The sequence below is a fragment of the Providencia rettgeri genome (assembly GCF_041075285.1).
In the GTDB taxonomy this organism is placed as follows: domain Bacteria; phylum Pseudomonadota; class Gammaproteobacteria; order Enterobacterales; family Enterobacteriaceae; genus Providencia; species Providencia rettgeri_G.
This window is the reverse complement of record NZ_CP163512.1, coordinates 3087934-3103219: the sequence shown is the minus strand read 5'-3', so window position 1 is coordinate 3103219 and position 15286 is coordinate 3087934. Positions and strand designations below refer to the sequence as shown.

Genomic DNA, 15286 nt, shown 5'->3' with positions numbered 1-15286 from the left:
AATAAAAAGTTGTTACGTTAGGATGCCATTCCCAAGCCAACAATATTTGCTGCTAAGATAATTACTAAACAACCTAAACATAAAATTCGGACGGGTTTTCTACCAGTGCCGTTCCACTCTTTTAGGGCTAATCCGACGATCCCACCACAAAGAACATAGAAGCTCATATGCAACATCCAGCTCATAAAGCCATATTGTGACGGAATATTTGCATGACCCCATGCGTAGAAGAAAAATTGGAAGTACCACATACCGCCCCCTAAAATAGCAAATAAAATATTGCTGATTAGCAGGGCTTTAGGCACGGAGATATCTGATTTGAAAGAGATCTCCTGACGGTAAACAAGTCTAATAAAACAATAGCCTAGGTTGATTAATGCACCTCCCCCCATGATGATGACGTAGCTAGGTAACGCCACATAGAGAGGTGAAACGCCAAGGGAAGCGGAAGTTTCGTGCATAGGGACGGCTGCGCTCATGGCAAATGACATACCTGCTGAGAAAATACCGCACATGACGGCCAGTAATAAGCCTTTTTTCAGGTTGAACTCTTCAGCTTGTACGCCGGTGGCTTTCTCTTTCAATAACCCTGCATAGGAGACGATAGCGACTCCGATAACGGCCACTAAAACACCGAGAATCGTCAATTTTCCGCCTGTAGAGGCAATAAGTTCACCAAATGTGCCTTGAATAATTGGGGTCATTAAGGTACCGACAATAAGTGTAATGCCAATGGCAATCCCAATCCCCATTGACATGCCTAAATAGCGCATAGTCAGACCATAACCAATATTACCAATCCCCCACATAGCACCAAATAAAAAAACGGGGATCAGAATATTTGCACTAAAAGAGCTGTAGTAGGCCCAAAAGTCAGGAAGTAAAATATAACTGATGGTCCAAGGTAAAATGATCCATGAAAAGATACCGGCAATGGACCACATCGTTTCCCATGACCAGTTTTTAACTTTCTTTAATGGTGCGTAAAAGCAGGCCGCAGAAGCTGCGCCGACAAAATGCCAAAAAATACCGAGTAAAATTCCACTGCCCATGAACTATTCCTCACTGTTTATTATCGTTTTAATTTCTCTGTGAAAGATGATATCTATCCACAGAGAAACAGGTTTTATTTCAATGCATCAGACATTGGTGTGACGTTAAATCGCTTAGCAAGCGCAATCAGATTTTCTGTTGAAATAGTTTGTTTTTTACCGCCCATGGAGAGAACCTTTACAAGGATCTCCGCCGATTTTTCTGCGGTATCAATTAAACCAAACGCATCATCTAAGGTTGGACCGCAGGCGAAAATACCGTGGAATGGCCAAAGAACTAAGCTATGTCGCTTCATTTGTTCCGCAGTTTCTAAACCGATACCATCGGTGCCGGGCACCATCCATGGCAGTACACCGATACCATCAGGGAAAACCACTAAACATTCGGTGCTCATTTCCCATAACTGGCGAGTGATTGATGCGCTGTCGAGTGGTAAAACGTAGCTTAATGCAATAATGTTGGTTGCATGGCAGTGCATGATGACGCGGTTAGTACCGTTAGTGACTTGCATACGTGTGATATGGGATTGAAAATGAGCAGCGAATTCAGAGGTTGGTATTGCGCCATTTATAAAGCCCCAAACGATATGGTAGCCCTGGCCTTCGCTATCAATACGAACTAGACCAAGGTTATCTGCGGGGTCTAAGGCAACATTACGGAAGAATTTACCTGAACCTGTGACAATAAAATAGTGATTTGCAAGCTCTTTAACTGGCTCAGTCGCCTCAATATAACGTGGCTCAGAGTAAAAAGCGTGTTTAAATGGGGCAACATCGTCTTCGGTAAGTCGTAAGCTCACATTACCACCATTGCGTTCATCCCAGCCTTTGAGCCACATATCGCTGGTGGCTTTGATCATCCCTTGAACAAACCAAGATGTCAGAATATCTTGCATACAATTCACCTTAACGTGTTAATAATGTTGATTTTTCGTATTGTTTAACTTCATCTAACCATTTTTCGCCGACAGGAACATTGTTACGTTCGCAGTATTCGTCCCAAACAGCTTGCCATGGCAGGCATTTTTGTTCTTCCAACAGCGCGAGGCGAGCCGTGAAGTCCCCTTCAATTTCGAGTTGGCGTAGTCTTGCGGTTGGTTCAAGCAAAGCGCGTAGTAACGCTTTTTTCATATTGCGAGTCCCAATGACCCAAGCGGCAATACGGTTAATCGATGCGTCAAAGAAATCGAGGCCAATGTGCACACGGTTTTTTAAGTTATGGCGAATGATTTCATTGGCAATGGCTTGAGTTTCATCATCGAGTAAAATGACGTGGTCACTGTCCCAACGTACAGGACGGCTGACGTGCAGTAATAGGCGTTCAACATAAGGAATGACGGCTGAAATTTTGTCTGAAATAACCTCGGTGGGATGGAAGTGCCCTGCATCTAAACATAATGCCGTTTTACGTGTAATGGCATAGCCCAGATAGAACTCACTAGAGCCCGCGGTGTAAGATTCAGCACCAATACCGAATAACTTACTTTCAACGGCATCGATATGATATTTAATATCAATTTTTTCACTAATAATTTCATCCAATGATTCGACTAAACGTTGACGTGGAGCGTAGCGGTCAACAGGGAGATCTTTCATGCCGTCAGGGATCCAAATATTCATCACGGAAGCGCTATTTAATGATTCGCCAAAATACGCAGAAATACGGCGGCAAGCTTGTCCGTGGCCAATCCAATAATCTCTAATTTCTTTATTCTGATGAGTCAGCGTTGCTTCGTTACTTAGCGGATGGGAGAAATAAGAGGGGTTAAAATCGAGGGCGATATGGTTTTTTTTCGCCCAATCCACCCAATTGGCAAAATGGCGAGGTTCAATTTCATTGCGTTCGACGACGGTATCGGCTTCGAGATAAAGGGCATGCAGGTTAACGCGTTTAGGGCCAGGAATTAAGCTCATTGCTTTATCCATGTCTGCACGTAATTCAATCGCATTGGTGGCTTTGCCGGGGTAGTTTCCTGTTGCTTGAATACCACCGCTTAAGGCAGTTGCAGACTTTTCAAAGCCAGCGACATCATCACCTTGCCAGCAATGCATGGATACAGGCAAGTCAGCCATGGCTTGCATCGCCAGGTCAGTATCGATACCAAGGTCGGCAAAACGTTGTTTGGCAATAAGATAACTTTCTTTGTAATTAGACATGAAATTTTCCTTATAACTTATCGATATACGGTTAATAACCTGAGTTAGCCCGTAATGGTTTTAAATCGTTTCCAAGGTTCATCCAGCGCGATACTTTGTGGTTGAAACCAACAAAGCTCGGTGTTTTGCGCAATAATTGTGCGCAGAGTGGGGACATCTGGAATGGTTTTCAGGGCAATCAACTGATACCCAATATTTCCTAAGGTGGAGGCTTCAATCGGACCTGCACTTACAGGCACTTCGCAAGTGTTGGCGCATAGTTGGTTAAGTAGGGCATTTTGGCTTCCGCCACCGACAATATGCAGTTGTTGTAATGGGGAATGATTAATTTGCTGTAATTCAAGAAATACTTGGCGATAAAGCAGCGCTAAGCTGTCGAAAATACAACGAGCCAGCTCAGCGACACTATTGGGGAGCGGTTGTTGGTTTTCCTGACAAGCCTCTTTAATGGCTTGGCTCATCGATTCGGGGTTTAAGAACCGATTATCGTTGGGGTTGATAAGGGAAGTAAATGCAGGGACAGCTTCTGCTGATACAATTAGATTGCAAATATCTTGTACATTGTGCTCAAGACAAATACGTTGGAATAACCATAACCCCATAATATTTTTTAGAACGCGGTAGTGACCATTAACCCCGCCTTCATTGGTAATATTGGCAGCAAATGCATTTTCGCAAGTACAAGGGGCAGTGCGTTCGAGGCCCATTAATGACCAAGTCCCTGAACTTAAATAGACACTATGGCTATCAGTTATCGGTGCAGCAATAACAGCGCTGGCAGTATCATGGCTTGCCACGGCAATTACAGGGATTTCTTGACCTTTGAGGGTTCGCCAGTAACCAATGGTATTACCTGGCTGCTTGATTTCACCTAATAAATGGCGCGGCAATTGCAAATAGTCGACCAACTCATCATCCCAGTCGCCCGTTTGCAGATTAACCATTTGGCTGGTGGAAACATTGGTATATTCGTGGTTGATCTGCCCAGTCAAACGATACGACAAATAATCAGGGATCAATAATAGATGCTGTGCTTGTTCTAGCCATTGGGGATGCGATTGTTGTAGCGCTTTCAATTGATATAACGTATTGAAAGGAAGAAATTGGATCCCTGTTTTTTGGTAGATATTTTGAATGCCGAGATCTGTTTGAACTTGCTCCATGACACCTTGAGTACGATTGTCACGGTAGGAGAAATTGCGACCAACAATAGCACCATCTCGATCAAGTAGGACATAATCAACCCCCCAAGTATCGATACCAATACTGTCAATGTTGATGCCAGATTGTTCTATACGGTGTAAACCAATCAATATTTGAGCTTCAAGATCATCCAGATCCCAATAGCAATGATCATCTTCGGTGATCAAATGGTTTGTAAAACGATGTATTTCATCTAATGATAATTTTTGGTTATGCACATCATAGCAAGCCAACATGACACGACCGCTAGATGCGCCTAAATCAATAGCAACAACATGGCGAATATTCATGACTTTTTATTCTCTATTACTTAACTTATCGTCATATACTAGAAATAGAGAACAGTAAGTGCGTTTAATGGAGCGCCACCAAAAAAGAAAAATGGCAATATATTAAAAGTCGTCGTGATCTTATTCACAAAGTTGAAATCTCTCAGTATTTTTACTGGTATCACTTAATTAGGCGCGAACAATGATGAAGTATTGGTCGAGCAAATTTGGAAAGAAGGGGTTGATAAGCTTTTACCTTTAGCTTTTTCGAAGACCACAGCAGATAGGCTATATTGGGGGAAGAAACGATTGAAAGGAAAAATGCATAATGGGTTTTGGGTTTTTTGGGATCTTTAGGTGTTACTTTATTTGCTATTAAAATATTGGGTATTTGGGCACTAAAATAAACAGCAAAATAGCCAATAATATTGATATGTTTTTTCAATTTCTCCCCTCGCATGACGACATAGATTCGATGACGATACCTAATTCATAAATGCTACCTGAGCAATGTAACCATATAAATAATTTAATATTGTATTAGAGACGCTTTGTTTTACGGTTTCGCTGAAAGTGAACGAGAAAAAATATTAGCTAACTTACTAATATTTTTATGATAAGAGAACAAAGTAGAGCCAATACATTATAAATCTATGTTGTATTCTTAGTTATATTAAGCTTTTTATCTGAGATTAAAGCTTCATAATATTTATCTATTTTCGACAAATCACGATTAATAAATAGTGATGAATACTTATCATGTGTTTTTTATCACGAATGACTCAGAAATTTAATAAAAAACCGTATTTGAATTAAGCTAAAAACCACATTATTTGTAATGCATTGTTGATCACGCACAATATCCATTCATACGCCCTCTATAAAATAACCATTGAAATCAGAGATGTGAATAACGCAAAAAAAGAATTCCAAAAAAATTATGGTTAACTTTAAGAAGCAATGTTAAGTGAGGCAGATATGGATAAAGCATTATCTGATGGGATACTCCAATCGGAGATCAGCCGTCGAAAATTAATGCAAACAAGTACAGTGGGTGGGCTTGCGCTTGCGAGCGGTGCTTTGAGCTTACCTTTTAGTCATGTCGCTAATGCTAATGAAGCGGCATCAACCCCCGAAGAGAAAATTGTCTGGAGTGCGTGTACCGTTAACTGCGGAAGTCGGTGTCCATTGCGAATGCACGTGGTGGATGGTGAAATCAAATACGTTGAAACCGATAATACAGGGGATGATGTTTATGGTGACAAACACCAAGTCAAAGCCTGTTTGCGCGGGCGTTCTATGCGTCGCCGTGTGTATAACCCTGACCGTTTAAAATATCCAATGTTGCGTGTTGGTGCGCGTGGCGAGGGAAAATTTAAGCAAATCAGTTGGGAAGAAGCTTACGATCTGATTAGCGGTAATCTAAAACGCATTATTGCGGATTATGGCAATGAAGCCGTCTATTTAAACTATGGTACCGGGACCTTAGGCGGTACTGTTGCACGTTCATGGCCACCTGCGAACTCACCCATTGCGCGTTTAATGAACTGTATGGGGGGGTACTTAAATCACTATGGAACATACAGTACGGCGCAAATCAGCTGTGCAATGCCGTATACCTACGGGAGTGGTGCGGGTAACAGCATTTCTGATATTGAAAATTCAAAATTAGTGGTGTTATTTGGAAATAACCCCGCAGAAACTCGTATGAGCGGTGGTGGGATTACTTATCAGTTGGAACAAGCCCGTGAGCGCTCAAATGCCCGAATGATTGTGATCGACCCTCGATACACAGATACAGCCGCAGGGCGTGAAGATGAATGGATCCCAATCCGCCCAGGAACGGATGCTGCATTAGTGGCGGGGCTTGCTCATGTGTTGATTAGCGAAAATATGGTTGACCAGCCATTCTTAGACAAATATTGCGTTGGTTATGATGAAAAAACGCTCCCCGCGAATGCGCCGAAAAATAGTCATTATAAAGCGTATATTTTGGGGCAAGGGGACGATGGCATTGAGAAAACGCCACAATGGGCTGCCAAAATCACTGGTATCCCTGCCGATAAAATTATCAAGCTAGCGCGTGAAATAGGTAGTGCCAAACCGGCTTATATTAGCCAAGGCTGGGGACCTCAACGCCATTCTAACGGCGAACAAACTGCACGAGCGATTGCCATGCTGCCAATCTTAACGGGGAATGTGGGGATCAGCGGGGGAAACACCGGGGCACGTGAAGGAAATTACGATATTCCTTTTGAGCGGATGCCAACACTTGAGAACCCCGTTAAAACCAGTATTTCTGTATTCTTATGGACCGATGCGATTGAACGTGGTCCTGAAATGACAGCAACCCGCGATGGTGTTCGCGGTAAAGATAAACTGGATGTGCCGATTAAATTTATTTGGAACTACGCCAGTAATAGCCTGATTAACCAGCATTCTGACATTAATAAGACGCACGATATTCTTCAGGATGATAAAAAATGTGAAATGATTGTGGTGATTGATAACCACATGACAGCATCGGCAAAATATGCGGATATCCTTCTGCCAGATTGCACGGCATCTGAACAAATGGATTTTTGTCTTGATGGTGCAGCCAGTAATATGGGTTATGTGATTTTTGCGAGCCAAGCTATTGAGCCGCGTTTCGAAAGCAAAACGGTGTACGAGATGTGCACGCAAATTGCCCGCCGTATGGGGGTTGAAGACAAATTCACGGAAGGGCGTACACAAGAAGAGTGGTTGCGTCACCTATATGAAATATCAAGGGAAAAATTGCCGGAGTTACCTGATTTTGAGACCTTCCAACAGCAAGGGATCTACAAAAAAATGAATCCGCAGGGGCATGTTGTGGCACACAAAGCCTTCCGTGAAGATCCCATTGCAAACCCATTAAATACCCCGTCAGGTAAAATTGAGATTTATTCCTCTCGTTTAGCGGATATTGCCAAAACGTGGACCCTTGAAGAAGGGGATCTGATCTCTGCGATCCCAATGTATTCACCAGGTTTTGAAAGTCATGAGGACAAACTGACCGAGCAATACCCACTGCAACTTAGTGGCTTCCATTATAAATCCCGCGTTCACTCGACTTATGGCAACGTCGATGTGCTTAAAGCTGCGTGCTTGCAAGAAATGTGGATCAACCCAATTGATGCCGCGCGTCGCAATATTAAAAACGGCGATATGGTGCGCATTTTTAATGATAGGGGTGAAGTTCGTATCAATGCGAAAGTGACGCCGCGGATCATTCCGGGCGTTGTGGCGATGGGGGAAGGGGCATGGTATGCACCAGATGAAAACAAGATAGATCATGGGGGAAGCCTTAACGTTCTGACCACGCAGCGCCCGTCGCCGCTGGCAAAAGGTAACCCGCAGCACAGTAATCTTGTTGAAGTGGCTCGGGTATAGGGAGGAGATAAATCATGACAACGCAATATGGTTTTTATATTGATTCAGCCCGTTGTACGGGGTGTAAAACGTGCGAACTTGCGTGCAAAGACTACAAAAATTTATCTCCTGAAGTGAATTTTAGGCGTATTTATGAGTATACCGGCGGTGACTGGCAAGAAGACAATGGCGTATGGCACCAAAATGTTTTTAGCTATTACCTATCAATCTCTTGCAACCACTGTGAAGATCCTGCTTGCGTCAAAGTTTGTCCAAGTGGAGCAATGCATAAACGTGAAGATGGTTTTGTGGTGGTGGATGAAAGTGTTTGTATCGGCTGCCGTTACTGCCACATGGCTTGCCCATATGGCGCACCGCAATTTAATGCCGAAAAAGGGCATATGACGAAATGTGATGGTTGCTATGAGCGTGTGGCGGACGGGAAAAAACCGATATGTGCTGAATCTTGCCCGTTGCGTGCATTGGATTTTGGCCCAATCGAAGAGCTGCGTAACACCTATGGCACACTGGCGGAAATCGCCCCATTGCCAGAAGCGCATTACACCAAACCCAATATTGTCATTAAGCCGAATGCCAATAGCCGCCCAGTGAACGACACCACGGGCCACTTAGCTAACCCAAGGGAGGTATAAGATGGGCAATGGATTACATGAATGGCCGTTGATCCTGTTTACGGTATTAGGGCAAAGTATTGCGGGGGCAGTGATTGTGACAGGTCTCGCATGGTTATCGACGGAGGATAAGCTGCAAAAGCAACGCATTGTGAATGCAATGTTGGCGTTGTGGGTATTGATGGGCTTAGGCTTTTTGGCTTCAATGATGCACATGGGGTCACCGCTGCGAGCATTTAACTCAATGAACCGTGTTTTTTCATCATCATTAAGTAACGAAGTGCTGTTTGGTTCAATCTTTTTTGCGCTAGGTGGCTTATGGTGGCTGTTGGCTGTACTGAAAAAAATGCCTGAAGGACTCGGTAAAATTGGCTTGCTTATCACCATGGTGATGGGGCTGTTATTTGTCTGGGCTATGACACGTGTGTATATGATAAGCACAGTGCCAACATGGAATACCCCACACACCACGATAGGCTTCTTTATGACGGTCTTTGTCGTCGGACCGATATTAGGCACGCTGCTGCTACGTATTGCGAAGTTCCCGTGCCACAGTGGACGACTCGCATTGATTAGCATCGTAGCGTATGTCATTACAATTGCTTCCGTATTGGTACAAAGTGGTGAAATTTCACTGATAGCGACATCAGTTCAAAGTGCGAGTGCTCTAGTTCCAGACTTTGGTATGCTACAAATGGTACGTTTAGTGGCAACAAGCCTTGGCTTGATGTTATGGATTTTACCATTGATGAAGCAAAATCAGCCATCTGTTATCAGTTTATTCATTGGCACATTATTGGTATTGTTTGGTGAACTCATTGGACGTGGGCTGTTCTATGGTCTACATATGACTGTAGGAATGGCAGTCGCCTAATCGATAAAATATCGCAACGTAGGGCGTCAGTTCCCTACGTTGAAAACGTAGAGATAATCAATATGCATAATGGGCAATTTCTTGAGCACGTTGCTGTAACGGGGCGGGTTTTAGGTTCTTTATTTTATTTTGCTCCCGACAGTGAGAATAATGCGGAGCTGATCGCGATTATGCGAGAGCCGACATGGCATGAAGAGTGGCCATTTCCCTTGTCTTCACTTTGTGAGATTAACGGATTATTTGACGATTCGGTAAAGAAAAATGAGCCATTAGATGAAGCATGGCAGCGGTTATTTATTGGGCCGTATGCTTTACCTGCACCGCCTTGGGGCTCGGTGTGGTTAGATAAAGAAAATATTGTTTTTGGGGACTCTACCGTTGAATTGCGCCAATGGATGCGAGCAAAAGGAATTGAGCCTGCCACAACGCAAAAAGAGCCGGAAGATCACATCGGTTTAATTTTAATGTTAGCAGCATGGCTGGCGGAGCAAGACAGACGCAATGACCTTGAAGAATTACTGGCTTGGCACCTTTTACCTTGGTCTGGGCGCTTTCTTGAGGTGTTTATTGCGCAGGCAAACAGTGATTTCTATCGTGGGCTTGCAAAGTTAACTCAAGGCACTCTTGAAGGGATACAATCCCAACTCTCCTTGCCTATTGCGCAAAAAACGGTGTATTACAAAGGCAGTTCGCCTGAGTGATTTCTATGTTGTTTAAGTTTCGGTTTTATAAAAAACAATTCATCAATAAAACTATCAAATTCAATTGGTTGCTCTAGGGTCTGTTTATCTTTGATGGTCAAGTTTTATTCGAATTAAAGCCATGTTAGGGGAGGGGTTCGTCGCCAAGTTAACTCGGCAGGAGCCTCTCAACGCAGCATCAAATAAGTGAAACGTGCTTTAATCGAACCCATAGGGCAGCGTTTAGGGACAATATTTAATTCAAATCGTTGTCAGTCAGCACGAGGGATACATTTAGCCATGTTTGGATTGTTTTTTGACCTGTTTTAGCGATAAAAATCAGCAGCAAAGATAAACAGCCCCTAAGCTTATGGATAATGGTATGATTGATTTTTGCTGTAATTTTTAGGTAACTGACCCAATATGAATGATGCGCACTTATCACTGATCCAACAGCTTTGTACTCGCCTGGCCGAAACGGATAACACGCCCCTCTACGTCAAATTTGCTGAGACGGTTAAACTTGCCGTTCGAACGGGGATTTTACATCAAGGGAATATGTTGCCAAGTGAAAGGGAATTGGGGCAGCAAACAGGGGTTTCTCGTATTACCGTTCGTAAAGCGATGGAATTACTTGAACAAGAAGGTGTGATTATCCGTACGCAAGGGTATGGCACTAAAATCAGTGATAAGTTTGAATATTCATTAAAGGAAGCGAAAGGTTTTTCTCAACAAGTTGTTTTATTAGGTAAAAAACCAGATACCTTATGGATTAATAAAAGCGTGGTGCAATGCTCACAGGAGGTCGCTGAGTTTTTATCGCTTCCCGTCAATAGCGAAGTATTCATGCTAAAACGTATTCGTTATGTGGATGAACAGCCCGTATCTATAGAAGAGTCTTATGTACCTATTGGGTTAATCGATGATGTCGATGATATCGGTTTATCCTTGTACGATTACTTCCGTCGTCAGAATATTTTCCCTGTGAGAACAAAAAGTAAAGTGAGTGCACGGATGCCAGATGCTGATTTTCAAACGCATATTCAGCTAGAAAATACGGTGCCAATTTTAGTGATAAAACAGGTCGCTTTTGATCATCAAAATATTCCGATTGAATACAGCGTTAATCAATGTCGGGGTGATATGTATGTTTTTGTTTCTGAAGAATAAAAGAGAAAGGGCGTGCCCTTTCTCTTCAGACTGCTGACAAACATAACATGTTTGGCGGCAGGTTGGATAGGTTTTGAAAATAAACAAGGAAAATCAATACGTTGATTTTCGCCTGATAACACCAAGTGGGAAAAACCACGCTTTTATCCCACTTGGTCAACAACCTCGAGAGAAAGGGCGTGCTCTTTCTCTTCAAGGAATTAATATCGCTGTAAATAGCTAATGAGTTGTTCTGTAAACGGTGCGCAGTCGCCTCCGCGGTGGCTGACGACATAGGACGCCACGGCATTCCCTAAGAGCACAGCATCATGCATTGACCAGCCAGAAGCCAGCCCCGCAATAACCCCGCCCGCATGGCTATCACCGGCACCGATGGTGTCAACAACGGTTGTTTCAAATGGAGGAACCCAACCTGATGATAGCGCGTCGCGATAGAATGCACCTTCTTTATCCACTCTGATGATTAGTGGACAAGCAAATTGCTCAAACCACACATTTGCTAATTCTTCCGTATCCATTGTTGAATGAGCGAATTCAGGGAACAAGGTAGTAATATGCTCTATTTCTTGGCGATTTAATGAAAGAATGGGGTCTAATGCCATTAAGCGCGAAAATTGTGAGCTGGAAAGGTCAGCAATTCGTGGACCAAAGTCGATAAATAAGGTGGTTTTATCTGCAATTGATTCAGCCCATGAAAGCAAAACATCCCCACATTTAGCCGCTAATTGGTAGCCAGAAAGGTACAGGATAGTGTTGTCCTGAATAGGGAGGTTATCTAATCTGTGGCGATCCCAATGGTTTTCTACACCACTGATTGAGAGAAACGTCCTTTCTCCATCGGGTTCCACGAGCGCTAAACACCAACCATTATCCCCTTGATCTGTTTCGATTACCGAGCTAACACCATTTTTACTGAGGTTATTACGAATAATATCGGCCCAGATACCTTGACCGATGGGCAATGCATTTAACGACTTGATGCCTAAACGGTGCAAAGCAAAGGCGATATTCAGCGCGCAACCCCCAATATTGACGCTCTGTTGGTGTAATTCGATATCGCTACCTCGATAAGGCAGCGAATAGGCATCGGCAATGACATCAATCACTGCTGCGCCAACCACACAGACAGGTCGTTGATTTGTAAGATGAGGAATATGAGTCATTAATTCAATGGGTTTCATAAATCCTCTCTTTTTGCCCGAAATACCATAAAGGCTTGGCTATAGTGGGTGAAATCAAGTTGATTGGCCTCATCTAATTGCTGCTTTAGCTGTGCGTCGATGGCATCAATGCCGTGCAGAGCACCACAAATTGCGGTAGCCATTGCACCAATAGTATCTGTATCTCCACCTAAGTTTGCGCACAATACAGCGCAGCGATTAGGATCGGTCCCAGATAATTCCACCATCGCAATTGCTGCCGGAACCGATTCGATAGTACTCGTTCCTGCGCCAACTAATTGATATATCTGCTCCATACCTTGTTCAACCCCCATTGAATTTCTGGCTATTTGTAATGCTAATTCAATGCGAGCAGCCATTGATGGACTAAATGTAGTTACGCGTTTCTCTTGTGCTATTTTGGCAACTGTGGGGAGCTGATCACAAATGTGTTGCCAATTTTCTCCATCGATGGCTTTCGAGATAGCCCAAGCGATAGCCACCGCGCCTGCAATTGCGACATCTGATTTATGTGTAGGGGAGGACGCCAGCGCAATTTGATCAATAAAATTATCAATAGAATGGGTAGGTAATAGACAGCCCAAAGGTGAAACCCGCATGGCAGCGCCGTTTGTCATACCATTATTGTCTAGTTGAGCAATCGGTGTCCCTTGTTTTATCGCATTTAACGCAATTTTAGATGTAGGCCCCAAGACATTTTTATTAAAGGCATCGAATGCCTCCACCCAGGTTAAAATATGACGACCAATTAGTTCAGGATCAATTTCACCGCCACGTTCGATAATGGCATCAGCAAGTGCTAATGCCATGGAAGTATCATCGGTAAATTCTGCCGTATTAAAATAGCAAGCCGCATTATTTTCCTTTGGTCCGGGTAAGAAATGATCAATCCAACCAAAATGAGATTTTACCCGTGAACGGGGCCATAATTCAGAGGGCATTCCCATTGCATCACCTAATGCTTGGCCATAAAACGTGCCTAAAATACGGTTCTCTTTGTTCATTGTAATTCCTTAAATTTTAACGATTACTTGGCTTTTTTTAGTGATATTAAACCCATGGTAATAAGGGAAACACCTTTACTGATTAATGGGATATCGGGTTTGCTTCATCTTTGTGAATATTAATTTGTTGAATATCACGATCGGATTCTTTAAACATCAGTATGAAGATAATCGTAATGATAACGATCATGGCGGTACCGAAGCCCCACATACCTGCCCAATTAAAGGTTTGGCCGCCAACGGGCTCTCCATAGGCAAATAATTTTTCCATCATCTGCCCACCTAAGCTATAACCTAGTAAGCTACCAAATCCTTGACAGCACAGTGTTATCAAGCCTTGAGCAGCGGTGCGCATATGAACAGGTGTTTTTTTGTCGACATAAATGTAGGCGGTTACATAGTAAAAATCGTAGCTTACGCCGTGCAATAAAATACCTAAGAACAATAATCCGTAAGTAAAAATATGATCGGCATCGCCATAGATAAAGAATGCATAGCGGATTGCGGCAGTAATTAACCCTAGTAATAATACCTTTTTAATACCAAAGCGTTTGGTGAAAAATGGTAAGGCTAACATAAAGAAGATCTCAGAGAACTGCCCTAGTGTCATCCAGCCTGTCGCATTTTTCATTCCAACTTCAGTGAGATAGCCATTAGCGAAAATGTAATAAAACGCCAAAGGCATAGCAAAGAGGAAAGAACACACAAAAAAGACTAAGAAATTGCGATCTCTTAATAAAACGATAGCGTCTAATCCAAGCATGACTTTGACGCTCATCTTTCCCGTGCCTTTTGGCGGCGTGTTAGGTAAAAAGAACGTGAAAAAGCCAAGTAAAGCTGAGCTAGCAGCGGTGATCAATAATGGAATATTGGTTGCTGAAATATCGCCATAGCCCATCATAGTCGGTAGGAAGCCACATACAATCCCTGATGCAATCCAGCCAATAGTCCCCATCACACGGATCCGAGGATAATCACGCTCAACATCTTCAACGTTAGAAAATGCGATACTATTGGTGAGTGCAATGGTAGGCATATAAGTTAATGCATAAGCCAGTAAAAGCGGGAAAAAGGTTGAAAACTCAGTTTGTTGTGCAGCTAGGTACATCAGTGTAGCACCTGCAAACATCAATATAGCCAGCACCTTTTGGGCTGCAAAAAAGCGGTCAGTTATTGAGCCAACAAGGATTGGAGAGATAATGGCTGCAATAGCGGTACACGCGTAAGACCAAGCAATTTGTGATGGCGTAAAGCCACTTTTGTTCAAAAATAGCCATAAAGGGACAAACCAAGCGCCCCATATAAACCATTCAATGAACATCATGAATGAGAGTTTTGCTGTGTTTTTTTTCATCTTTCATTCCTTTATATGACTAATTATAGGTGTTGTAGAGTACAAGAATGACAATACCACTTAATAATACCTTTTAAATACCATTGAGCGAAAAGTATGAGCGAGTTAACAATGTTTACACTGAGATTGTTTATAAAAGTGCAGTTTATCTAAATTTTTATCATTAAGACTTATGGGAGGGATTGCTAGAGGCTGTTTATCGTTGATGGCCAACTGTTATTCGAATTAAAGCTATGTTAGCCAAGGGGAGGGGTTCACCGCCAAGTTAATTCGGCAAGGGCCTCTCAACATAGCATCAAATAAGTGAAACGTGCTTT

At 42.9% G+C, this 15286-nt stretch carries 13 protein-coding genes; 6 read left to right on the top strand and 7 right to left on the bottom strand.

What is annotated here, in order from left to right; genetic code table 11:
* Positions 1-17: 17 nt before the first annotated feature.
* The 4 genes from rhaT to rhaB form a co-directional block, all read right to left on the bottom strand.
* Entirely contained in the window at positions 18-1052 is a 1035-nt protein-coding gene (rhaT, locus tag AB6N04_RS14120; protein WP_369308932.1) for an L-rhamnose/proton symporter RhaT, read from the bottom strand.
* Positions 1053-1126: 74 nt separating this feature from the next.
* Positions 1127-1948, bottom strand: a complete 822-nt coding sequence (gene rhaD / locus AB6N04_RS14115; RefSeq protein ID WP_369308931.1) for a rhamnulose-1-phosphate aldolase — start codon at positions 1946-1948, stop codon at positions 1127-1129.
* Between the two features lie 10 nt (positions 1949-1958).
* The gene (locus AB6N04_RS14110; protein ID WP_369308930.1) at positions 1959-3209 is read right to left on the bottom strand and encodes an L-rhamnose isomerase; all 1251 of its coding nucleotides are present in this window, start codon (positions 3207-3209) and stop codon (positions 1959-1961) included.
* A 44-nt stretch (positions 3210-3253) separates the two neighbouring features.
* Entirely contained in the window at positions 3254-4702 is a 1449-nt protein-coding gene (gene rhaB / locus AB6N04_RS14105; RefSeq protein ID WP_369308929.1) for a rhamnulokinase, read from the bottom strand.
* 192 nt (positions 4703-4894) lie between these two features.
* Between rhaB and AB6N04_RS14100 the strand changes: the two genes are divergently transcribed.
* The 6 genes from AB6N04_RS14100 to AB6N04_RS14075 all read left to right on the top strand — a co-directional run bounded on the left by AB6N04_RS14100 (position 4895) and on the right by AB6N04_RS14075 (position 11430).
* A complete protein-coding gene (locus AB6N04_RS14100) occupies positions 4895-5038 on the top strand; it encodes a YccJ family protein (protein ID WP_369308928.1) in 144 nt (47 codons plus the stop codon).
* A gap of 621 nt (positions 5039-5659) precedes the next feature.
* Positions 5660-8095 (top strand): DMSO/selenate family reductase complex A subunit, encoded by a 2436-nt coding sequence (locus AB6N04_RS14095; protein ID WP_369308927.1) that lies wholly within the window; start codon positions 5660-5662, stop codon positions 8093-8095.
* A 14-nt stretch (positions 8096-8109) separates the two neighbouring features.
* A complete protein-coding gene (locus tag AB6N04_RS14090) occupies positions 8110-8727 on the top strand; it encodes a DMSO/selenate family reductase complex B subunit (protein ID WP_369308926.1) in 618 nt (205 codons plus the stop codon).
* A 1-nt stretch (position 8728) separates the two neighbouring features.
* The gene (locus tag AB6N04_RS14085; protein WP_369308925.1) at positions 8729-9580 is read left to right on the top strand and encodes a DmsC/YnfH family molybdoenzyme membrane anchor subunit; all 852 of its coding nucleotides are present in this window, start codon (positions 8729-8731) and stop codon (positions 9578-9580) included.
* 62 nt (positions 9581-9642) lie between these two features.
* Positions 9643-10281, top strand: coding sequence for a Tat proofreading chaperone DmsD (dmsD, locus tag AB6N04_RS14080; protein WP_369308924.1), 639 nt, complete (start codon positions 9643-9645; stop codon positions 10279-10281).
* Between the two features lie 402 nt (positions 10282-10683).
* Positions 10684-11430, top strand: coding sequence for a GntR family transcriptional regulator (locus tag AB6N04_RS14075; protein ID WP_369308923.1), 747 nt, complete (start codon positions 10684-10686; stop codon positions 11428-11430).
* Positions 11431-11630: 200 nt separating this feature from the next.
* Here the strand turns inward: AB6N04_RS14075 and AB6N04_RS14070 are convergent, their stop codons facing one another.
* The 3 genes from AB6N04_RS14070 to AB6N04_RS14060 all read right to left on the bottom strand — a co-directional run bounded on the left by AB6N04_RS14070 (position 11631) and on the right by AB6N04_RS14060 (position 14969).
* Complete coding sequence (locus tag AB6N04_RS14070; RefSeq protein WP_369308922.1) at positions 11631-12611, bottom strand: PfkB family carbohydrate kinase; 981 nt, start codon at positions 12609-12611, stop codon at positions 11631-11633.
* The gene (locus AB6N04_RS14065) at positions 12608-13615 is read right to left on the bottom strand and encodes an ADP-ribosylglycohydrolase family protein (RefSeq protein WP_369308921.1); all 1008 of its coding nucleotides are present in this window, start codon (positions 13613-13615) and stop codon (positions 12608-12610) included. The genes AB6N04_RS14070 and AB6N04_RS14065 overlap by 4 nt, the downstream gene beginning before the upstream one ends.
* Positions 13616-13697: 82 nt before the next feature.
* Positions 13698-14969: a nucleoside permease gene (locus AB6N04_RS14060; RefSeq protein ID WP_369308920.1), complete on the bottom strand. Its 1272-nt coding sequence runs from the start codon at positions 14967-14969 to the stop codon at positions 13698-13700.
* Positions 14970-15286: the final 317 nt, after the last annotated feature.